We start from the raw sequence: 21,304 nt of genomic DNA on the forward strand, positions 1-21,304 counted from the left end.
CGGGCGGGTGTGAGTGTGTTGCGGTGCTAGGAGGCTTCCGGGCTCGGGTCGCGGGTGTGCCAGTGGATGTGCCAGCGGGGTGGGCTGGCGGTGAGGCGCTGGTAGGGCAGGAAGGGCGCGTGTGTGTGAGGAGCGGCAAAAAACTTTGTTTTTTGCCGCCGTCGCCCTAAAATTGACGGCGTTGCTTCGGCGAGGGAGGGAGCTCGAAGCGCGGAATCACCCGGTCGTTGAATTGGGGAATCGCCCGGTCTACGGGATGGCGATTCTGGTAAGCCTGCGGGGCAGGGGAGCTGGGAATCGGGATTCGCGCTCGCGGACTCTTCCGTTATCGACGCGGCAGGCGCTCCTTCGGGTGGCCTGCTTTAACGAGGCCACCACCCGGCGCGGCGTGTGCGGCGCGGGTGTTCATATCGACAATATCGAGGTCAGCCCGCCACTCGGGTGACCGCTAATCTGACGAAGGAGAATCATGGCTATTGATGCTGCGAAGCTGACTGCCGAAACCCGTGATGAATTTGGCAAGGGCGCGGCTCGCCGCCTGCGCCGCGATGGGCGCGTTCCCGCCGTGCTTTACGGGCACGGAATCGAGCCGGTGCACGTGCACCTGGATGCTCACGATCTGTTCCTCGCGGTCAAGGGCAATCCGAATGCTCTGGTCAGCCTCACCATCGACGGTGAACTGACCCTCGCGCTGGTCAAGGACATTCAGCGTAACCCGCTCTCCCGCTCCATCGAGCATGTGGACTTCCTGCGCGTCAAGCGCGACGAAAAGGTCGAGGTTGAAATTCCGGTGGTCGTTGTGGGCGAACCGGCTCCCGGCCTTATCAACACCCTGGAACTCCTCAATATCCTGGTCTCCGCCCCGGCGATCGATATTCCGGAATCCATCGAGGTCAATGTGGAAGGTCTCGAAGATGGCGCTCGCGTGACCGTGGCCGACCTCAAGCTTCCCGAGGATGTGGAAGCCCTGGTCGATGGCGAAGAAATCGTGTCCCTGGTCATGGAGCCCCAGGTTGATAAGGCTCTGGAAGAAGCCGACGCCGCCATGGCCGAAGCTCAGGCAGAAGAAGCAGCCGAAGAAGCGGCAGCTTCCGAAGGTGCCGGCGAGTAATTCGGCGATGCACCTCACTCGCCACGAGTGACTCTCACGCGGCCGCGGACGCAATGTCCGCGGCCGCGTGCCGTGTCGGCGTCGTCGTAAAAAATACGAAGCACGCAGGGGCGGAACAATCCCGGGCAAGCGGGTACGGTTGAATATGCACAGGAGGAACGCATGTACGCTGTTGTTGGATTAGGCAATCCCGGTGCTACCTATGCCGGAACTCGCCACAATTGTGGGTATATGGTGGTGGCGGAGCTCGCCGCGCGCTGCGGGGGGCAGTTGCGCTCGCACGGCGCGACCCAGACGAATCAGCTTTCCGCGCGGGTCGGGGTGGCGCCCGGGCAGGCCGGTGAGCAGGTCATTCTTGCCACGTGCCAGTGCTATATGAATACGTCGGGCGGGCCGGTCAGCGCGCTGCTGCGCTATTACGACTGCCCGGTGGAGAATCTTATTGTGGTTCACGATGAGCTTGACCTGCCCTTCGGGACTCTGCGCCTCAAGCGCGGCGGGGGCGAAGGCGGGCATAACGGGCTCAAGTCGATTTCGCAGTCCACGGGCTCGAAGGATTATATTCGGCTGCGTTTCGGTATCGGCCGGCCGCCCGGGCGCCAGGACCCCTCCGATTTTGTGCTGCGCCCCTTTAGTTCGACGGAGCGCAAGGAGCTTGATGTGCTCATCGCGCAGGCCGCGGACGCCGTGGAAGATGTGCTGCGCAACGGACTGGTGAGCGCCACGATGCGTTTGCACACGAAGCATTAGCCGGCTGCGGTGTGGAGCTGCGGTGCCGCGGCATACGGCGCGGAGCTGCGCGAATGCGGTGTGCCGAATCGCCCGCGCTGCGCTAAACCGCCGGCACCGCGCCCGCGCCGCGCCGAGCGCGAATCGAAACCCAAGAAGGACGAGGAAGGAAACGAGCGTCCCGTGCAATTAGAATCCTTGCTGCCGCTCATCGGCGCTGATCCCGCCCTGAGCAGCGCTGCCGCCTCGACCGCCACCCGCCTGGATATTCCGATGCCGCGCGGGGTGGTGCCGCCGGCCCTGGCGTACCTCGCGCGCGCGAATGCCTCGGAAAGCGCGGCTCAGCAAACCGACACCGCCGCCCCGAAAAACCCCACCGCAGAAACCGCCCCCGCCCCTGAAACCGCGAATGCCTCGGAAAACGCCGCTCAGCAAACCACCACCCCCCTCCACGTGGCCGTCACCGCCTCTGGGCGGGAGGCCGAAATCCTTGAGGGGGCTATGCGCGCCTACCTTCCGGCCGAGCAGATCGCGGTGTTTCCCTCCTGGGAAACGCTGCCGCACGAGCGCCTGTCTCCGCGTTCGGATACGGTGGCTCGCCGCCTCCTCACCCTGCGCCGCCTGGCTCATCCGGAAGAATTCGAGCCGCTGCGCCTGCTTATTATGCCGGTGCGTGCGCTGCTTCAGCCCATTACCCGCGGTCTGGGTGATCTGGCGCCGGTGCGCATCCGCCTCAACGAGGACGCCCCCATGGAGGAGGTGGAAAATGCGCTGGTGAACGCTGCTTACACCCGGGTTGATATGGTGGAACGCCGCGGCCAATTCGCGGTGCGCGGCGGAATTCTGGACGTTTTCCCGCCTACCGAACGCCACCCGATCCGCGTGGAATTCTTCGGCGATACCGTGGACGAAATCCGCACCTTCTCCGTGGGCGACCAGCGCTCCATGGAGGAACGCGAAGAACTCTACGCCCCGCCCTGCCGCGAAATTCTCCTCACCGAATCGGTGCGCACCCGCGCCCGCTCGCTCATCAGCGAGCTGCCCGGCGCCACCGATATGCTCGACAAAATCGCCGCCGGCATCGCCCCGGAGGGCATGGAATCCCTCACGCCGGTGCTCGTGGACGGCATGGACGCCGTCGTGGACGTGCTTCCCGCCACCGCCCGGCTCCTCATTATCGAGCCGGAACGCGTGGACCAGCGCGCCGAATCGCTCATCGCCACCACGGAGGAATTCCTGGCGGCGGCCTGGAGCGCGGCGGCGGCCGGTGGCACGCCTCCGGTGCAGGCCAATGCGGCGAGTTTCGCGACCGTCGCGGCCACCCGGGCGGAAGCGCTGAAACGCGGCCAGGCCTGGTGGACGCTCGGCGGCTTTTCCGGCAACGCATTGTCCGGGAACGCTCCGTCCGGTAGCACCGTCGCCGAAAACAGCGCTTCCACCGGCACCAGTTCCGGCAACGTCGCTTCCACCGGGGGCACCACCAAGAACGACGACGCCGGCGCCGCTGTCGCGGCGCGCGAACCGCGCAAATTCCTCGGGAAAGTCGATGAGGCTCTCGCCGCTATCGGGGAGCAGGCACGGCGCGGGGTGCGCCAGGTGCTGGTGGTGGACGGGCCCGGCTTGGCGCGCCGCTACGCCGAACAGCTCGGTGAGCTGGGCGTTCCCGCCAGCGCGGTAGCGGAGCTCCCCGCCCACTTCGAACCCGGGGTGGTCTACGTGGTGGCCGCCCCCATCGCCGAGGGCTTCGTTATGGAAGGTCAGCAGCTCGGGGTGTACGCGGGCGCGGACCTGACCGGGCGGGGCGGTTCCTCCACTCGGGATATGCGCACGCTGCCCAAGCGGCGCCGCAAGAATGCCGTTGATCCGCTCTCGCTAACTCCCGGGGATTTTGTGGTGCATGACCGCCACGGGGTGGGCCGTTTCGTGCGGATGGAAAAACGCACGATTGGCGGTAAAGGCGGGCAGCGCGAATATATTGTTCTCGAGTATGCGCCGTCGCGGCGCGGCGGGCCACCCGATCAGCTCTGGGTGCCCACCGATCAGCTTGACCAGGTGTCGAAGTATTCGGGCGGGGAATCCCCGAGCCTCAATAAAATGGGCGGGGCCGATTGGGAGAAAACCAAGTCGAAGGCCCGCGCTGCCACCCGCAAAATTGCTTCGGAGCTTATTCGCCTCTACGCGCAGCGCATGGCCACCCCGGGTATCGCATTTTCGCCGGATACGCCCTGGCAGCGCGAGCTCGAAGACGCCTTCGCCTACGTGGAAACCCCCGATCAGCTGCACACTATCGACGAAGTGAAAGCCGATATGGAAAAGCCGGTTCCCATGGATCGCCTTATTTCCGGGGATGTGGGCTACGGCAAAACCGAGATTGCGGTGCGGGCGGCTTTCAAGGCGGTGCAGGATGGCCGCCAGGTGGCGGTTCTGGTGCCGACCACCCTGCTGGTGGAGCAGCATCGCGAGACTTTCGAGGAACGCTACGCCGGCTTCCCGGTGCGGGTGGCGGCGCTTTCGCGTTTCCAGAGCGCGCGCGAATCGGAGGAGGTCATCTCCGGGCTCGCCGACGGCAGTATCGATGTGGTCATCGGTACCCACCGCCTACTCACGGGAAATGTGCGTTTCAAAGCCCTCGGCCTGGTGGTGATTGACGAGGAGCAGCGTTTCGGCGTCGAACATAAAGAGACCCTCAAGCAGATGTACCCGAATATCGATGTGCTCTCGATGTCGGCCACCCCGATTCCGCGCACGCTGGAAATGGCGGTCACGGGGGTGCGGGAAATGTCCACCCTGGCCACCCCGCCCGAGGAGCGCCACCCGATTCTCACCTACGTGGGCGCGCGGGAAAATCGCCAGATCAGTGCTGCGATTCGCCGCGAGTTGCTGCGCGACGGCCAGGTTTTTTACGTGCATAACCGGGTGGGGGATATGGGCCGGGTGGCCGCGCAGCTCGGCGAGCTGGTGCCCGAGGCGCGCATCGCCGTCGCCCACGGAAAAATGAGCGAACGCGATCTGGAAAATGTTATTCAGAATTTCTGGAATCACGAGATCGACGTCCTTATCTGCACCACCATCGTGGAAACGGGCCTCGATATTTCCAATGCGAATACGCTCATTGTGGATAATGCCGATAAGCTCGGGCTTTCTCAGCTCCACCAGCTGCGCGGGCGCGTGGGCCGCGGGCGCGAGCGCGCCTACGCGTATTTCCTGTACGACCCGGACCGCGCGCTCACGGAAACGTCCCTGGAACGCCTGCGCACCATCGCCGCGAATACCGACCTCGGGGCCGGCACCCAGGTCGCCATGAAGGACCTCGAAATCCGCGGGGCCGGCAATATGCTCGGCGGCGAACAATCCGGTCACATCGAGGGCGTTGGTTTCGATTTGTACGTGCGCATGGTCTCCGAAGCGGTTGCGAAAATGCGCGGGGAGATTCCGGGCGACGACGACGCCAGCAGCGATGTGCGCATTGAGCTGCCGGTGGAAGCCTACCTACCCGAGGATTACGTGCCTTCCGAACGGTTGCGCCTGGAGATTTACACCAAGTTGGCGGCATCGCGCGGGGAGGACCAGCGCGAGGAAATTCGGGCGGAATTGCGCGACCGCTACGGGGAGATTCCCGACGTGGCAGCGCGGCTCTTCCGGATCGCGCAGCTGCGTGACCTGGCGCGCAGTGCCGGGCTGGAGGAAATTACCCAGATGGGGCGCAATGTGCGTTTCACGCCGGTGGCGCTGCCCGATTCCCGGCAGGCGCGCCTCAAGCGCCTGTATCCGGGGGCGATGCTCAAGCCCGCGGTTCGAGTCCTCATGGTGCCTGTCCCGCCCGCGCCCGCCGCGGGGAGCGGCGGGGGCGCTGCCGGGGGAAGCACGCGCGCTGGAGCGGGCGGCCTTCGCCCCGGAACGCTCGGGGTGGCGCAGACCTCCGCGCGCCTCGGGAGCGGTGCGCCCATGGAAGGTGATGACCTGCTTGACTGGGTGTCCCATCTCATTACCGCGGTATTTATTTCCTCGGTGGGGTAGCGGCGGGGCCGCCGCGGGTTATTCCGGACGTGTGGCCGAGGTTCCGGGGTTTGTACTATAGGGCCCGTTTCGGGATGCCCCAGCGGGCTTCGTCACACGGTGTAGCCGGTGTTTCTGGCTCGCTGGCCTGCCCGCATGCTTACCTGTGTGACGATTGTGATTTTGAAGTACCTTTATCAATCCTGTCGTGATTTGATAAATTAAATTGTACGTTGTGGCGGTGGAATAGATGGGATGAGCTGCGGGTACCCGCGTGGAAAGCTGGCGTGCTCGTGTGTTTATGTTCGTTAAGGGCGCCTAAATCCAAGACATAGGATGACGCAACGGCACCGATGGTGGTGGCCCTGTGGAGTGGCTGCTCTTAGCGTAAGGAAGAATATGAAGAAAGTACTCAGAGGTGTCGTGGCTGCCGCGACCGCCTGCACGGTGATGCTGGGCGGCGCGGGCGCGGCTTTCGCGGATTCGACGAGCCCGAACGGAGCCACCGCGCCGGTTGCTTCAGATGCCTCTTCGGGTGCCGGAGCTGCGGGCGCTGGCGGTGCGGGCGCGCCGGCAGATGCCGCCGCTGCTGATACCAGCACCGCCGACTACGCCGCGGGCAAGATTAACGAAGCCCTGGGGGCTACCCCGGCCGATCAGGCCGATGCCTGGATGGTCAGTGCGCTGCAGAATCAGGCCTCTCATTACTCCAAGGCCTATGTGGATCAGCGCTTCGTTGCGGCCGCGCAAGCCTATGTAAATGCTTACTCCAACGGGGTATCTGACCTGGACAAGGCCATTGTTGAAGTGACCAAGACGGCCAAGACTGTTGCGGAAATGGATCGCCGGGTCAACGAAGAATTCCAGAAGTCCGCGGCCGGAAATAAGAGCGAAGTCGTTCAGAAGATTCGTTCCTGCATCGACCTCGCTAAGCAGGGTAAGAGCAAGGAATTCAACCAGTGCCTCAACGGCATTATTGTGCTGCAGAACCTCGAAGCTTACGAGAAGATGATCATCGCCGGTGACGCGGTGCTCAACGGGGATGTTTCCTATATTGATGCGGAGACCCTCGCCCAGCTCAAGAAGGATGTTGCTTACCTGCGTGAAGCTACCGCGTACCGCCCCGAAGCTGAGAAGCTGACCGGTAAGACGTGGTGGAAGGATATTGATCCCGCCACCATTACCCCGCTTGGGGATGCCGATTATGCTCGCCTGGAACAGCTGCGCTGGATTATCTCCGGTGAAAAAGAATTCAACGGCGTGAAAACCACTTACGGGCAGAGCTCGGACCGGGTGCGTGACCTGGTCCGCAAGGCCGGCTCCCTCAAGGCCAAGGCGGATACCGCTGCTCTCATCGCGGGCTTGCAGAACCCGGTGGTACGCAATGCGGCCCAGCAGCTTTTCGATGCTTCCCCGGATAACTATGCTGCCGATACCTTCTCTCATGTGCTTCCGCTCCTTGATGCCTGGGCTACCAAGCTGAGTGAAGCGAAAGCCGCTATTGAAGCCGAACAGGCCGCCCAGCTCAAGGCCCTGGCCGCGCTGGATTGCGCTCCGCAAGCCGCGCGTACCCAGGCCGAAGCCGATATTCAGGCAGCCACCGCTGCGGCGCTCGAGAAGCTCAAGCCGGTTGTGGACGAAGGCGTGCTGACCTCGATTCGTGCCGAGCACGAGGCAACCGTGCGCGGCATCGTGCAGAAGGTTTCCGCCCTCAAGGAATGCACGCCGGCCGACCCGGCCCCGACCCAGCCGGCCGAACCGACTCAGCCGGCCCAGCCTGCGGAACCGACGCAGCCTGCGCAGCCCACTGCGCCGGCTCCTGCGGACCCGGCCCCGGCAGGATCCGCCAAACCGGCCACTCCTGCTAAGCCCGGCAAGACCGTGGTGAAGAAGTCGGCGAAGAAGCTCCCGAATACCGGTGCGGAAGCCGCTTCCTTGGCGCTCCTCTCCGGTGCCCTGCTCGCCGGTGGGGCGCTCGCGGTGCGGCGGCGTCGTGCTGCCTAAACGCGACCATTAAATGAGCTGATGCTCGGGCGGGCCCGGCACGTGCGATATACAAGCGCGTGCCGGGCCCGCTTTTTTGAAAAACTAGTGACGTTACATTTTCTTGCTTTAGAATGATGGAAAGCACAACAAAGGAGTTGTTATGACGATGAACGTGAGTCCGAATCTTCTCAAGAATTTTGCGCGGCGCACGTACGGCGTCGCGGGGGCGCTGCTGGTCATCGCGATTTTCCTCCAGATTGCGGGGCCCTTCGCCATGCTGGAGCTCAATGAGCTTCCCGCTGGCACCGCGGATCCGGTGAAGGTTGGCTTGGCATATGTGGTCAAGGTGCTCATGGATATCTTTACCCTGCAGTTGGCCGGCGTTGCCGCGCTCATCGCCTTCTTGGCTCACCCCGTGCTGACCTCGGTGGTGAAAGAGGAAGAAAGCGGGGCGGGCGGCGTCGTCGTACCTAACGGCGCAGCGGAAGAAACCGCGGCGCACTAAACTCTCCCCACGTGTTCGTGAGCTAGTTAGCACCCGGGTGGTTCGCGCGCGGTGCCAAAGTCCCGAGTGGGCGAAAATCTTCGCGGCTCAGGGCGAAAACGCCGAGTTAATCACGGCCTGAACATGACGCGCGCGGGTGTTTTGAGAGACAATAGAAACAGCGGATATTCCGCGCAGGTAGCCACAACTATGTGGCACGGTCTATATGAAGGAGTACCTGTGGCATTCATTGAGGCAGTTAACGCCCGCGAAATTCTCGACTCCCGTGGCAACCCCACCGTTGAGGTTGAAGTTGTCCTGGATGATGGCACCTACAAGCGCGCATCGGTTCCCTCCGGCGCGTCCACCGGCGCCTTTGAAGCCGTGGAAAAGCGTGACGGTGATAAGGGTCGTTACCTCGGTAAGGGTGTCGAGCAGGCAGTGGAAGCGGTGAACGAAATCATCGCTCCGGAAATCATTGGCATGGACGCCAACGATCAGCGCGCTCTTGACGCGCTGCTCATTGACCTGGACGGCACGGATAACAAGGGCAAGCTCGGCGCGAACGCCATCCTGGGTGTGTCCCTCGCCGTGGCGCACGCCGCCGCCGAATCGGCCGGCCTGCCGCTCTACCACTACATTGGCGGCCCGAACGCCCACATCCTGCCCGTTCCCATGATGAACATCCTCAACGGTGGCTCGCACGCCGATTCCAACGTTGATATCCAGGAATTCATGATCGCTCCGATCGGCGCCGAAACCTTCAAGGAAGCGCTGCGCTGGGGTGCTGAGGTGTACCACACCCTCAAGAGCGTTCTCAAGGAACGCGGCCTGGCCACCGGCCTGGGCGATGAAGGCGGCTTCGCCCCCAACCTGGATTCCAACGCCGAAGCTCTGGACCTCATCGTCGAGGCTATTGAGCGTGCCGGCTACACCCCGGGCAAGGACTTCGGTCTCGCCCTGGACGTTGCCGCCACCGAATTCTTCGAGAACGGTGTTTACAAGTTTGAGGGCGGCACCAAGTCCTCGGACGAAATGATCGCCTACTACGAAGAGCTCGTGGAGAAGTACCCGCTCGTGTCCATCGAGGATCCGCTCTCGGAAGACGAATGGGATGCCTGGAAGAAGCTCACCTCCGAAATCGGTGATCGCGTCCAGATCGTTGGCGACGACCTCTTCGTCACCAACCCCACCCGCCTCCAGAAGGGCATCGAAACCAAGGCCGCGAACGCGCTCCTGGTGAAGGTGAACCAGATCGGTTCGCTGACCGAAACCCTCGAAGCCGTGGAGCTCGCGCACCGCAACGGCTTCCGCACGATGACCTCGCACCGCTCCGGCGAAACCGAGGACACCACGATTGCGGATCTCGCGGTGGCCACCAACTCCGGCCAGCTCAAGACCGGTGCTCCGGCCCGTGGCGAGCGCATCAACAAGTACAACCAGCTGCTGCGCATCGAAGACGAACTCGGTGAAGACGCAGTCTACGCCGGCCGCGCTGCTTTCCCGCGCTTCAAGGCCTAAGGCTCTGGAAGCTCCGGGCTGGCTAGCTGGGTAATCAGGTAGCCGGTGGCGAGTAGCCGGGTGGTCGGTTTTCCGGTTCGCTTATAGCGCGCTGCTTGCTGATAGGGCTGCTGGCCTGCCCGTAGCGCTGCTGGCTTGCATATATAGCGCTGAGTGCCGCTCCTTCTCTTCGGGGAAGGGGCGGCGCTTTGTTATGGGGCGGGTGTGCGGCCAGTTGCTTTTTGTGAACCCTCGGCAGAACTGACCGCCTATCATTGGGGCGGTTCACAAAGTGGTACTGGAGCTACAGCCAACACCCGATTTTCTGTCGTGCAGTACCACTCTGTTCGTTCCGCTGTCGTGGAGTACCACTTTGTTGGGTAGCGGCGGGTGTCAGCGGGTTAGCCCCGGCGGTCCCGAAGTGAAGTGCGCTTAAGAGCACCGTTTTGGGGCGATTTCCTGTCTCTAACGCGCACTTGACGGGGGGCATGGTTCGAAATGCGCACTTGACGGGGGTCACGGTTCGAAATGCGCACTTTGGCTCCCGCCGGTTCACCGCCCCGGCGGGAGGTGGGGTGCTTTTTCCGAGGTGTACTTCGCGTGTACGACATATGCACTACAGCGCGAACAACACATGCCCCCTCCCCAGGTGCTGGTGTGACTATTGAGGTTTGTGAGGCTCGTGAGATTCGCGCGGGCTGGTCGCTGAGGCTTGTCGAAATCAAAGTGCAACGGCAGCTACGTTAAGAAATTGTTTTGATGTCGCCAGGTTGAATCCTGTGGGGCTCGCTGCCGTGAGGTTGCATCCTGTGAGGGACTTGATCACCCGGATGCATTGTGTGAGCTTGGCGGGGGCGCGCCCTATTCGCGGGCGGTGATGCCAGGCGCCTAGACTGGTAGTCATGAGTGTTCGCCGTCCACCCTCGCGCCCCGAGCGCAACCGCCGCATCTCCGCGCGCGGAGTTCAGGGGAATCAAGGATCTGAAGCGAACCAAGGAAATCAGGCGAAGCGCCGCGACGCGGCGCTGAAACGCAGGGATGCTGCGCTGCGCCCCCGAGATGCGGCGCTGAATCCCCGGGAAGCCGGGGCGAACCCCCACTCAAGTGGTACCCCGCGAAAAGCATCCGACCTCATGCCGCGCGGTAAAGCAGGTAGTCGGAAACCGAAGCGACCCGGTAGGGGAGCGGGCGGCGATGCGCAGGCACGCTCAGCCCGCACAGCTCGATCACCTCACTCAGCTGCTCGTTCAGCCAGCTCCCCGGCGCGAGCCGGGGCTGCTTACCGCAGTGAAACGTCATCACGCCCGGGGGCTGCCCCGCGGCCCGGAACCAAGCCCCGCACCGGAGGGAAGCCGTGGCAGGGCGGCAATCAGCGCCAAGCCACCATTAACCGCTCGGATAAAACCAGCCATTCCGGGCCGGGCGGTTCGCGGGGGAAGAAAGCCGGGCGAAAAGGCCAGCGCCGCGCCATAAAAGTGGAATCCGGCCAGCGCCAGCACACCGTGAGCTTGCGAGCCGTGGCCATCGCGCTTTTCGCGATCCTCGCCATTATTATTGTGACCCCCACGGTTTCGCGTTTCTCAGAACAGCAGCATGAATTGCGGGCGGTGCGCGCGGAGCTGGAAAATGTGCAGCAGCACACCCGCGAACTCGAAGTGGAAAAAGCCCTGTGGAACGACCCGGATTACGTGCGGGCCCAGGCTCGGGTGCGGCTTGGCTACGTTGTTCCCGGCCAGCGGCTCTTCGTGGGCGCGGATCCGAATGAGGGCACCGCCCAGGAGCAGCTGGAAGAACGCGTGGCCACCGTCAATCGGGAACGCCGCGCGAATACCCCGTGGTACATTACCGGCTGGGATTCCATCACCATCGCGGGTAATTCTGTGGACGGGCAGATCGATAACCCGGACGAAGCCCCGATGTATACGCCGCCCACGCCGCAACCGCAAGATGCCACGCAGCCGGCAGGTGAAACACCGGCGGACGGCTCGGCTCCCGCCCCGGCAGAACAACCCGCAGAACCGCCCGCAGAAGAACCCGCGCCGGAAGACGCCGCAAACCAGGCCCCTAATACCGCGCCTGCCCAAGATACCGCGCCCGCCCCCGAAGGAGAATAAGCATGACCGATGTCCTCACCGAGCGCGACGTCACCCCGGAGCTCCTCACCCGCATCGCCGCGAACGCCACCCCGCTGCGCCCCACCGACCGCGCCGAGGTAGCCGCCCAGCTCGGGCGCGTCCCGCGCGGCCTCGTCGGCATCGGGGCACGCTGCGCCTGCGGCCGCCCCGCGGTCACCATCACCCTGCCGCGCCTCGGCCACGGCGAACCCTTCCCGACCCTCTTCTACCTGTGCCTGCCCTACCTGGTCAAAGAAATTTCTCGCCTGGAAGCGCGCGGGGAAATGGCCACCATGACCGCTGCTTTATCCGACGACGCCGCACTGCGGGCCGCCCACCAGGCAGCCCACGAATCCTATATAGCGCGCCGCTCCCTGCTCGGTGAGGTCCCGGAAATTGCCGGGGTATCCGCCGGGGGCATGCCCGAGCGGGTCAAATGCCTGCACGCGCTGGCCGGCTACGCGCTGAGCGCGGGGCGGGGAGTATGCCCGCTGGGGGATCGTGCCCTTGACCTCGTCGGTTGGGATGGCACCACCTGCCACTGCGAGGACGTGCTTAATTCCCGCGATGATGAAACCAGCGCGGCAGCACACTAGAAAGGACATAGAACCGACCATGGCGGTTTCAGCTACCTCCACTCCTACCACGCCTGCGCAGCGGGTTGCCGGCATCGATTGCGGCACCAATTCCATCCGCCTCCTCATCGCCGACGTTCCCGGAAAAGACGGCAGTTCCCTGAGCGATATCACCCGCCAGATGGAAATTGTGTACCTGGGCCAGGGCGTGGATGCCACCGGGCACTTCGCCCCCGAAGCTCTTGAGCGTACCCTCAACCAGGTTGATATATACGCGCGCCTGTGCCGGGAAGCGGGAGTGACCTCGATTCGTTTCGCTGCCACCTCCGCCACCCGCGATGCCTCCAACCGGGCGGACTTCCTCGATGGGGTAGTGGCCCGGATCGGGGTGCGCCCCCAGGTGCTCACCGGCACCCAAGAAGCCCAGACCTCTTTCTCCGGCGCAATTTCGGCGCTGAGCTCACCGGCCTCCCCGGTACTCCTCATTGACCTGGGCGGTGGCTCCACCGAACTCGTGCTCGGGCGCGCGGACGGCAGCGTGATCGCCAGCCACTCCATGGATATTGGCTCGGTGCGGATGCGCGAACGCCACCTGCGCCACGATCCACCCACCCCGGCGGAGCTAGAAAGCGCCCGCGCCGATATCCGCGCGGCCTTGGACGAAGCAGAAAAGCACGTTCCCCTCGGGCAAGCCGAAGAGGTGGTCGGGGTGGCCGGTACCGTCACCTCGGTAACCGCCACCTGGCTCGGGCTCGATACCTACGATTCGGCGGCCGTGCACGGCACCGCGATGCCGCTCGCCGATATTGAGAAGGTTACCGACTGGTTTATCCACGCCACCCTGGAAGAACGCGCCGCGCTCGGCTTTATGCACCCGGGGCGTGCCCCCGTGATCGGAGCCGGGGCGCTGGTCTGGCAAGAAGTGGTGCGCCGCATCGCCCAGCGCCGCGCCGCCGCGGGTCGCCCGCTCGCCACCATCACCACCTCGGAACACGACATCCTTGACGGCCTGGCCCTCTGGGCCGCTCGCGAACCCCAGCCTCCCGCCCGGCCCGCCGTTTAGGCGGCCGAGTCCGCGCTGCCGCGGGCGGCGTCGTCGTGCAAGGTACCGGAAGCGCGGTGATGCCGCACCCGTATCCGGGTAGCGAGCGCCCCGAGAATCACAGAAAGTAACGTGCCGAGGAGTACGCCCACGCGCGCGTGGGCTTCGTGCGGGTCGGTGGGCGCGAAGGAGAGCTGCGCGATAAGCAGCGAGACCGTGAAGCCGATTCCGGCCAGGATCGACATGGGGAAAATATCGCCCAGGTGCAGGCCCTCGCCCAATTTGAGGCGGAAGACTTTCACGAAAAGCCAGGTGCCGCAGAAAATTCCGATGCATTTGCCCAGCGGGAGGCCCAGGTAGATGCCGATAGCGACCGGGTCGGCGAGCAGCGCGGTGATCCCGCCGGCCTCGGTAATATTCACGCCCGCGGCGAAGAACGCGAAAATCGGCAGCGCAATCCCGGCCGACCAGAAAATCAGCCGTTCGCTATAGCGTTCCGTGAGCGGGGTGTCGTCCGCGTCGGTGGTGGAGGTGGGGATCATGAAACCGAGGACCACCGCGGAAATCGTGGCGTGCACGCCGGCGCGGAAGAAGCAGTACCAGCACACCAGCGCCAGCGGCCACAGCAGCCACCAGCGGTTCCAACCTTTCCAGCACAGTAGGCCGAAAAGCGCCGCCACCAGCAAGCCGCCGCCCAGGAAGAGGAAATTGACGCCGTCGGAGAAGAAAATCGCGATGACGATAATTCCGCCCAGATCGTCGGCCACCGCGAGCGTCATGAGGAAAATACCGGCGGCTTTTGGCAGCCCTTTACCCACCAGCGCCAGCACCCCGAGCGCGAAAGCAATATCGGTGGCCACCGGAATGGCCCAGCCATCATAAATATGTGCGCCGGAAATCGCCTGGGTGGCGCAATACACCCCGATGGGGCCGAGCATGCCGGTGAGCGCGGCCAGCACCGGCAGGGCGGCTTTGCGCGGGTCGTTGAGGGAGCCGATGGTGAATTCCTGTTTGAGTTCCATGCCCACCACGAAGAAGAAAAGCGCGAGCACGAAATCCGCGGCCCAGTGCGCTAAATCGAGGTGGAGCCCTAAGCTCTCCGGCCCGATTTTTGTGGCGGCCAGCGCGAAATAGGTATCGCGGCCCGGGGAATTTGCCCAGATGAGCGCCACGAGCGCGGAAATCACCAGCACCAGCCCGGCAAAAGATTCATTGCGCAGCGCCTGGCTGTAACGCGTGACCGGTGCGGCGAGTTTCCCCACCCGGCGCAGCCCGGTGCGGAGCTTGCGCTGCCCGGTTTGCGCGGTGGTTTCCGGAGTTTCGGCGCTTTCGGCGGTGGCGGATTCGTGCGCGGTGGTGTCGCGGTTCTCGCGCTGTGTCATTCCCTCTCGATTCTGTCTGCCCAGGTTTTGGTGGTACGACGGCGCAGCTACCGGCGGGCGGCCCTCGACGCAGGTAAAGCCGGTGAAGCGACGCGCTTAGGATCCCTCCTACTCTACAGGGTGGCGCAACAAGGTAGTATTCTAGGGATGTTCATACGCGCCCGTTGGGCTCGCATGTTCAGCCCCCGTAGCCCAATTGGCAGAGGCACCCGACTTAAAATCGGTTCAGTGTCGGTTCGAGTCCGTCCGGGGGTACTGATGGAGGAAACCGAGAAGTCTTTCAGGAAAAATTCAGGCAGGGGCTTGAGAATAACCCTGGAGACGATATTGGACGAGTTATAACCAAGTTTGTACATGACCTGGATGCTAACCGGACGATGGTCGCGTCTGACAGTAGGCGGGCCGCCTATCCGGCGGTCCACCACAATACAGGAGGGTATTTTGTCGAATCCCGTGATGAGTAACAACCCGTATTTCCGCAAGGGTGCTGCCACACCGAACCAGCAGTTCCGCGGTGGCAATATTGCAACGGAACCGCGCCAGGGTTACCAGGCCGGCCCGGGTGTTTATGAACAGCCGAGCGGTTACGGTACGGAGCAGCCCGGCTGGTACAACCAGTACGGCTTCGATCAGCAGGGCTCTGGCCAGGCGTATCCGCAGCAGGGCTATAACCAGTACGCGGGCGGCTCCGGCCAGCCCGGTACTTTCGGGGCTCCGGCAACTGCCACCATGACCTACGACGATGCCATGGTGAAAACCGCGATTCTGCTGGCGGTCTCCATTGTTGCCGGCGCGGCTACCATGCTCTTCGTGCCGCTGGATTCGGCGATGATGCTCGCGATTCCGGCTTCCCTCATCGCTTTCGCGGTGGGCATGTTCGGGGCCTGGCGCCCGATGGTCGGCCCGGGTATTTCCATTGCTTACTCCCTGTTCCAGGGTGTGGCCCTCGGTGCGATCACCAATGCTTTTGACACTCTCTACCCGGGGGTGGCCTTCCAGGCCATTCTGGGTACCGCGATTGTGGTGGGTGTGGCGGTATTCCTCCACATGTCCGGGAAGGTCCGCACCACGGCCAAGGGCCGGCGGGTGGTCCTCACCATTATGATCGCCTACATTATCTTCGGCTTCGTCAATCTCATCCTGATGCTGACCGGCGTGACCAACTCGCTGCGCAATATTACGGTGGGTGGCTTCCACCTGGGGATCATCCTCGGGCTGGTCATGATCGCGGTGGCCGGCTACGTGCTCATCTCCGATCTGGAAACCGCCAAGCTCGCGGTGGAACGCCACGCCCCGAAGGAATTCGCGTGGACGGCAGCCTTCGGCATCGTCATGACGGTGCTATGGATCTACCTCGAAGTGCTGCGCATCGTGGCCTACCTGGCCGCCTCCTCGCGGAACTAAGAGAATCGCGGAACTAGCCAGTACCGCGGGCAGGATTAGCCCCGGGGAACTGGCAGTACTGCGGAACTAAGGCTGATAGCGATAACGAAGGCCGGGACGGATGTTTCTCCGTCCCGGCCTTCGTGGTTCCGTGTGGCGTTATTCGGGGGATGGCCCGACCCGGTAGCGCTATGGCCCGGTGCTAGCCGAGCCGCCGGCCGCGGGGCTGCTAGCCGAGCGGGCCCGCGCCCGGGAGCGGGCAGGCGATCCCGGTGCGCGCATGGCACTGGTAGCCGTTGGGCACCTTATGGAGATACCCCTGGTGTTCTTCTTCGGCCAGGTAGAAAGGCCCGGCGGCCAGCGCCGGCACCACCTCCGTCACAATAGCGCCGCGCCCGGCCTGGCGAAGCACATCTTCATAGCCGGCAATCATGGCCCGGGCGGTGCGCTCCTGGGTGTCCGTCGTCGTAAAAATAGCGCTGCGATACTGGGTGCCCACGTCGTTTCCCTGCCGGTTCAGCGAGGTGGGGTCATGGGACTCGAAGAAAAGCTGGAGCAACTTTTCCAGCGGAAGCTCGCGCGGATCAAATACCACCCGCACCGTTTCCGCGTGCCCGGTGCGACCCGTGCACACCTCCGCGTAGGTGGGATTCGGTGTGGTGCCGCCCATATAGCCAACCGCGGTGCTCAGCGCGCCCGCCTCCCAGGCCAGCTTTTCCGCGCCCCAAAAACACCCGGAAGCCAGGTAGATGAGCTCCTCGCCCGGGCCGGGTTCGGCAAGGACGGGCGTGCCCAGAACAACATGCGGCGCCGGATTCGGATTAATCGGGTCGGGCCGGCCCGGCAGTGCGGGGGTAGCAGATAGATTCACGATCAGCTCCTTAGCTCTCTGGTCGCGCCCTAGCGTTCTGGCCTTCTAGCCTTCGTAGGGCTTGATATCGAGAATTTCGACCTTGACGGGGCGGCCCAGGCGGTTCTTGAAGGTGGTTTTCTCCCCCTTCTTCAGGCCCAGGATCGCCTGCCCGAGCGGCGCGCTCTCCGGATACACTTCCATTCCCACAATATCCGCGGCTTCGCGCGAACCGAGGAGGAAGGTTTCTTCCATCCCGCCAATCGTGGCCGTCACAACCGTGCCGGAAGCCACCTCATCACCCGAGGGTGGCTCGGATACGTGGGCGTTTTCCAGCAGCGCGGTCAGCTCCACGATCCGCCCCTCCAGCTTCGACTGCTCTTCGCGAGCCGCCTGGTAGCCGCCGTTCTCACGCAGGTCGCCCTCCGAGCGCGCCGCTTCGATCTTCTTGGCGATCTCCGCGCGCTGCACGGTAATCATGTCATTGAGTTCGGCCTTGAGGTGCTCGTACGTTTCGGGGGAGAGCCAAGCCCCCTTGGTGTTTTCAGACATCTCTTCTCTTTCTCGTCACGGCGGGCGGGTGCTCCGCGCACCTGCCCGGTTGGTCATTCTGTTATGAGCCCGCGCTCGCGCGGCGCAGCTCGGCACGCCTTCGTGCGGCGATGCGGTTGCGGGGGCCCGAGCGCTGGGCGCGGGTGGGACGCCCCACTCGGATAAAAAAATTCATGCCCTGACAGGCATGTTTCTCCGGCTAAGCATACCAGCCTTCCGGGCGATGCAACATGACCCTGGATTTTCTGCTGGCGGGGGCCGCGTTCCACTCCGCTACCACCGCGGGGCAGCGCGCGGGCCTCCTTGGTAGAGTAGCGCGGTGAATCGGGCTGGTGCCGCCGCGCCGCGAAAACGCGGCCGCGAGCCCGCATCGATTGCCAGAAAGCCCGCGCGATAAGCGCCAGCGCCAGCACCAGCTGCGGAAGAGCACCAGCTGCGGAAGGAGAAGGATGATGGACGAACGCCGCCTCCTCTGCGTCCACGCCCACCCGGATGACGAATCATCGAAAGGCGCGGCAACCATGGCGAAATACGCCCGCCTCGGCCGGGTACGGGTGGTCACCTGCACGGGCGGCGAACGCGGGGATATCCTCAATCCTTTATTCGACGACGCAGCTCTGGCCGGGCGCACCATGGCGCAGCTACGCCGGGAAGAAATGGCTGCCGCTGCCCGCATCATCGGCATTGAGCACGTTTTCCTCGGCTTTGTGGATTCCGGGCTGCCCGAGGGCTACCCGGATGCGGAGCTCCCCGCCGATAGTTTCGCCCGGGCCGCGGACGCGGATGTGCACCGCGCCCTCGTGGCGCAGATCCGCGAGTTCCGCCCCCAGGTGGTGACCACCTATGACGAAAACGGTGGCTACCCGCATCCCGACCACCTGCGCACCCATACCGCCACCCTCGCGGCGGTGCGGCTGGCGGGGGAGCCGTGCTGGCCGGAGCTGGGCGAGCCCTGGCAGGTTTCCAAGCTGTATTACGACGCCAATCTTTCTTTCACCCGGCTCACCACCTTGCACGAAGCAATTCTTGCGGCCGGCCGCACCAGCCCTTTTACCGAGTGGCTGAAAGAGGCCGCGCAATTCCCGCGCCCGCGGCATGCCGCAAGCACGCGGGTCGGCGTCGTCGCATATTTCCCGCAGCGCGACGCGGCCATGCGCGCGCACGCCTCCCAAATTGACCCGAACGGGCTGTTCTTCGCGGCGCCGCGGGACCTGGAGGCGCAGGTGTGGCCGCATGAGGACTTCTACCTGGCGGCTTCCACCGTGGGCCCGGCGCCCGCGGAGGGGGAGACGGATCTGTTCGCGCGGGTGCCCGGGCTGGAGAGCGAAGAGCAAGCGGCGGCGCGGTACCGTTAACCACCCCGCGCAACCAGGCCTGAGCCCGCAACCGCTATTTACTGCCCGTTCCCGACCCGCTCCCCGGCATCCTTGCGGGAATCCCGGGTGATAAGCATTTCTACGCCATTCCGATAATCTTCGGATTCGGCGGCAACTTCCTCCGCTTCCTTGCGCAGTTCCTCCGCGGAGAGCTGCGCGGTGTGCCGCGGCATGGTGGCGAGCACCTGCTCGGCCTGGGCGCGCGGATCCCAACAGACCTCAGGCCAGCGCGGGGCCAGCCGGGCGAGCGCCTGGGCAAGGAGCTCGGTCACCGCGAGGCGCGCGAACCATTTGCGATCCGCCGGCACCGCATACCACGGCGCGTACTCCGTGGAAGTGCGCTCGAACATAGCCTGGTAGGCATCCATATAGGCAGGCCACTGGGCACGCGCCTCCACATCGGAGGGCGAATACTTCCAGTGCTTATCGCGGCGCGCCAGCCGGCGCAGCAGCCGCAGCCCCTGCTCCTCGTAGCCGATAAGCAGGGCGACCTTGACGAGCGTATAGCCCGCATCCACCAGCTCCCGCTCGAATTCATTGATTTTTTCGTAGCGCGCTTCAATTTCCGCGGGCGTGGCGAGCTCATCAACCTTCCCGACCAGCACATCCTCATAATGCGAGCGGTCAAAAACCCCGATCATGCCGGCCGGCGGTAGCGCGCGCCGGATCCGCCACAGAAAATCGTGGGAGAGTTCCTCCGCGGTGGGCACCCCGAAAGAGCGCAGATGTACGCCCTGCGGATCGACCATGCCGAGCACGTGCCGGCAAATCCCGCCCTTCCCGGCCGTATCCATGCCCTGCACTACGAGCAGCACCCGCCGCTCGCCTCCCTGACGCGCTTCAGCATAGAGACGTTCTTGCAGCTCAGCCAGCAGCTTCCCGCGCTCTTTCATGGCGGCTTTCCCGGCCTTTTTATCCCCGTGCCAGCCCGGCGTGGAACCGGTATCAACCGACGCTATCTGAAAACCCTCCCGAACTCGCAGCGCAATCCCGGGCGCCGTGCTCCAGGTGCCGGCGTGCTCGCGCGCCTCCGGGTTCTTCTTTTTACTCATCCGTGCTCCTGTGCGTTGTTGTTTCGTGTGGTGCTGGGTACCAGTCTAAAGGAGGGGTACGACGCCGCCGCGGCCCTCCGGGCCGCGGGATCGGCCAAGCGGGCTCGCTAGGCACGCAGGTTGAGGAGCGCTCAGCGCGTTGAGCTCTGAGCTGACCGTGTGCGGCGCGCGCTCACTAGGCGACGGCGAAGAGAGTGAGCCAGACCGCCACCGCATGGCAGGCGTAGCCGGCGACTGTTCCCGAATGGAAGAATTCGTGGAATCCCCAGGTGCGCGGCCAGGGATTGGGCCAGCGGAAAGCGTAGGCGAGCGCGCCTACCGTGTAGCAGATGCCGCCGGCAATAATGAGCCAAACGATGCCCGGGCCACCGGCCTCCCACATATCCGGGAGGAACCAGATGGCCACCCAGCCGAGAGCAATATAGAGGGGAACATACAGCCAGCGCGGGGCGGCCGGCCAGAAATTGGAGAGCGCGATCCCGCCGAACGCCCCGCCCCACACAATGGCGAGCACTAGGGCGGCGGTACTGCCCGGCAGCAGGGCGAGGGAGAGCGGAGTGTAGGTTCCAGCAATGAGCAGGAAAATATTCGAGTGATCCAGGCGGCGCAGAATCGCGTGGACTTTCGGCCCCCAGGATCCCAGGTGATACACCGCGGAATGCCCGAAGAGCACCACGGCGCTCAGCCCGAACACAATGACTCCGATGGTGAGTGCGGCGGTGGGTGCAAAAACAATCTGGACGATCATATTCGCCAGCGCGAGCGGGGCAATAATGGCGTGCTGCCAGCCGCGCAATACTGGCTTCGGTAGCGCCGATGCGGGCAGGCGCCGCCGGGCGCTGCGTGCGCTGGACCGCGCTACCGCGGGCTGTGCCGCCCCGGCCTTCGATGCGCCGGTTTTCTTCTCACCACGAGTCGCACCGCGAGGCGCGGGGGAATCACTACCGCGGTGGCGTTCGCTAGTGGCGTGACAAAGACGGGTCATGGTGCTCCCCACGTAATCGGTGTATGCCTCCGGGGTGTCCGCAGGCCGGCACAACGCGGCGGTGGGTGAAGCGGGACGTGTGGCTCCGGTTCCCCACACCGGTCTGAGCCGCTGGCGCAAGTGTACGCTGCTTGCCTGAGTATTTTCCGGGTATCTTTTCCTGTTCGCTCAGGATGGGCGGGCTACA

The 21,304-nt window shown here is 64.2% G+C and carries 18 protein-coding genes and 1 tRNA gene; 12 read left to right on the forward strand and 7 right to left on the reverse strand.

Going from position 1 to position 21,304, the window contains the following annotated elements:
- Positions 1 to 469: 469 nt before the first annotated feature.
- The 6 genes from ACRQDJ_RS01720 to eno all read left to right on the forward strand — a co-directional run bounded on the left by ACRQDJ_RS01720 (position 470) and on the right by eno (position 9,827).
- Positions 470 to 1,111 (forward strand): 50S ribosomal protein L25/general stress protein Ctc, encoded by a 642-nt coding sequence (locus tag ACRQDJ_RS01720; RefSeq protein ID WP_087070445.1) that lies wholly within the window; start codon positions 470 to 472, stop codon positions 1,109 to 1,111.
- Between the two features lie 162 nt (positions 1,112 to 1,273).
- Positions 1,274 to 1,861, forward strand: a complete 588-nt coding sequence (pth, locus tag ACRQDJ_RS01725; RefSeq protein WP_284889394.1) for an aminoacyl-tRNA hydrolase — start codon at positions 1,274 to 1,276, stop codon at positions 1,859 to 1,861.
- Between the two features lie 162 nt (positions 1,862 to 2,023).
- Positions 2,024 to 5,857: a transcription-repair coupling factor gene (gene mfd / locus ACRQDJ_RS01730; protein ID WP_435717764.1), complete on the forward strand. Its 3,834-nt coding sequence runs from the start codon at positions 2,024 to 2,026 to the stop codon at positions 5,855 to 5,857.
- 378 nt (positions 5,858 to 6,235) lie between these two features.
- On the forward strand, positions 6,236 to 7,840 hold the full coding sequence (locus tag ACRQDJ_RS01735) for an LPXTG cell wall anchor domain-containing protein (RefSeq protein ID WP_284903768.1): 1,605 nt from the start codon (positions 6,236 to 6,238) through the stop codon (positions 7,838 to 7,840).
- Between the two features lie 142 nt (positions 7,841 to 7,982).
- The gene (locus ACRQDJ_RS01740; RefSeq protein WP_435717751.1) at positions 7,983 to 8,327 is read left to right on the forward strand and encodes a hypothetical protein; all 345 of its coding nucleotides are present in this window, start codon (positions 7,983 to 7,985) and stop codon (positions 8,325 to 8,327) included.
- Positions 8,328 to 8,546: 219 nt separating this feature from the next.
- Positions 8,547 to 9,827 (forward strand): phosphopyruvate hydratase, encoded by a 1,281-nt coding sequence (gene eno / locus ACRQDJ_RS01745; protein ID WP_016443220.1) that lies wholly within the window; start codon positions 8,547 to 8,549, stop codon positions 9,825 to 9,827.
- Between the two features lie 1,110 nt (positions 9,828 to 10,937).
- Here the strand turns inward: eno and ACRQDJ_RS01750 are convergent.
- Positions 10,938 to 11,108: a hypothetical protein gene (locus ACRQDJ_RS01750; RefSeq protein WP_284903771.1), complete on the reverse strand. Its 171-nt coding sequence runs from the start codon at positions 11,106 to 11,108 to the stop codon at positions 10,938 to 10,940.
- 67 nt (positions 11,109 to 11,175) lie between these two features.
- Positions 11,176 to 11,331 carry a hypothetical protein gene (locus ACRQDJ_RS01755; RefSeq protein WP_284903773.1) on the reverse strand — a complete coding sequence of 52 codons (156 nt, stop codon included), beginning with the start codon at positions 11,329 to 11,331 and terminating at the stop codon, positions 11,176 to 11,178.
- Between ACRQDJ_RS01755 and ACRQDJ_RS01760 the strand changes: the two genes are divergently transcribed.
- Genes ACRQDJ_RS01760 through ACRQDJ_RS01770 form a run of 3 tightly spaced genes read left to right on the forward strand, consistent with a single transcriptional unit; the run spans position 11,324 to position 13,558 of the window.
- Positions 11,324 to 11,920, forward strand: a complete 597-nt coding sequence (locus ACRQDJ_RS01760; RefSeq protein ID WP_284903775.1) for an FtsB family cell division protein — start codon at positions 11,324 to 11,326, stop codon at positions 11,918 to 11,920. The two genes, ACRQDJ_RS01755 and ACRQDJ_RS01760, sit on opposite strands and share 8 nt — an antisense overlap.
- Before the next feature lie 2 nt (positions 11,921 to 11,922).
- A complete protein-coding gene (locus ACRQDJ_RS01765) occupies positions 11,923 to 12,516 on the forward strand; it encodes a DUF501 domain-containing protein (RefSeq protein ID WP_284903778.1) in 594 nt (197 codons plus the stop codon).
- Positions 12,517 to 12,535: 19 nt separating this feature from the next.
- On the forward strand, positions 12,536 to 13,558 hold the full coding sequence (locus tag ACRQDJ_RS01770) for a Ppx/GppA phosphatase family protein (RefSeq protein WP_284903780.1): 1,023 nt from the start codon (positions 12,536 to 12,538) through the stop codon (positions 13,556 to 13,558).
- Here ACRQDJ_RS01770 and nhaA read toward each other — a convergent pair.
- Positions 13,555 to 14,919, reverse strand: coding sequence for a Na+/H+ antiporter NhaA (nhaA, locus tag ACRQDJ_RS01775; RefSeq protein ID WP_284903782.1), 1,365 nt, complete (start codon positions 14,917 to 14,919; stop codon positions 13,555 to 13,557). The genes ACRQDJ_RS01770 and nhaA overlap by 4 nt on opposite strands.
- Before the next feature lie 181 nt (positions 14,920 to 15,100).
- Here nhaA and ACRQDJ_RS01780 point away from each other — a divergent pair.
- Positions 15,101 to 15,174: transfer RNA gene (locus ACRQDJ_RS01780), tRNA-Leu, on the forward strand.
- Positions 15,175 to 15,375: 201 nt separating this feature from the next.
- On the forward strand, positions 15,376 to 16,323 hold the full coding sequence (locus ACRQDJ_RS01785) for a Bax inhibitor-1/YccA family protein (RefSeq protein WP_435717752.1): 948 nt from the start codon (positions 15,376 to 15,378) through the stop codon (positions 16,321 to 16,323).
- A gap of 208 nt (positions 16,324 to 16,531) precedes the next feature.
- On the opposite strand, the gene msrA is transcribed toward ACRQDJ_RS01785, so the two are convergent.
- Entirely contained in the window at positions 16,532 to 17,173 is a 642-nt protein-coding gene (msrA, locus tag ACRQDJ_RS01790) for a peptide-methionine (S)-S-oxide reductase MsrA (RefSeq protein WP_284903785.1), read from the reverse strand.
- A 45-nt stretch (positions 17,174 to 17,218) separates the two neighbouring features.
- Positions 17,219 to 17,704, reverse strand: coding sequence for a GreA/GreB family elongation factor (locus tag ACRQDJ_RS01795; protein ID WP_016443212.1), 486 nt, complete (start codon positions 17,702 to 17,704; stop codon positions 17,219 to 17,221).
- Between the two features lie 449 nt (positions 17,705 to 18,153).
- On the opposite strand from ACRQDJ_RS01795, the gene mca reads away from it, so the two are divergent.
- Positions 18,154 to 19,059 (forward strand): mycothiol conjugate amidase Mca, encoded by a 906-nt coding sequence (gene mca / locus ACRQDJ_RS01800; protein ID WP_284903788.1) that lies wholly within the window; start codon positions 18,154 to 18,156, stop codon positions 19,057 to 19,059.
- 38 nt (positions 19,060 to 19,097) lie between these two features.
- On the opposite strand, the gene ACRQDJ_RS01805 is transcribed toward mca, so the two are convergent.
- Entirely contained in the window at positions 19,098 to 20,132 is a 1,035-nt protein-coding gene (locus tag ACRQDJ_RS01805) for a PPK2 family polyphosphate kinase (RefSeq protein ID WP_284903789.1), read from the reverse strand.
- A 175-nt stretch (positions 20,133 to 20,307) separates the two neighbouring features.
- Positions 20,308 to 21,117, reverse strand: a complete 810-nt coding sequence (gene trhA, locus ACRQDJ_RS01810; protein ID WP_284903790.1) for a PAQR family membrane homeostasis protein TrhA — start codon at positions 21,115 to 21,117, stop codon at positions 20,308 to 20,310.
- Between the last annotated feature and the right edge of the window lie 187 nt (positions 21,118 to 21,304).

The organism is Actinotignum urematis, assembly GCF_051264595.1.
GTDB lineage: Bacteria > Actinomycetota > Actinomycetes > Actinomycetales > Actinomycetaceae > Actinotignum > Actinotignum timonense_A.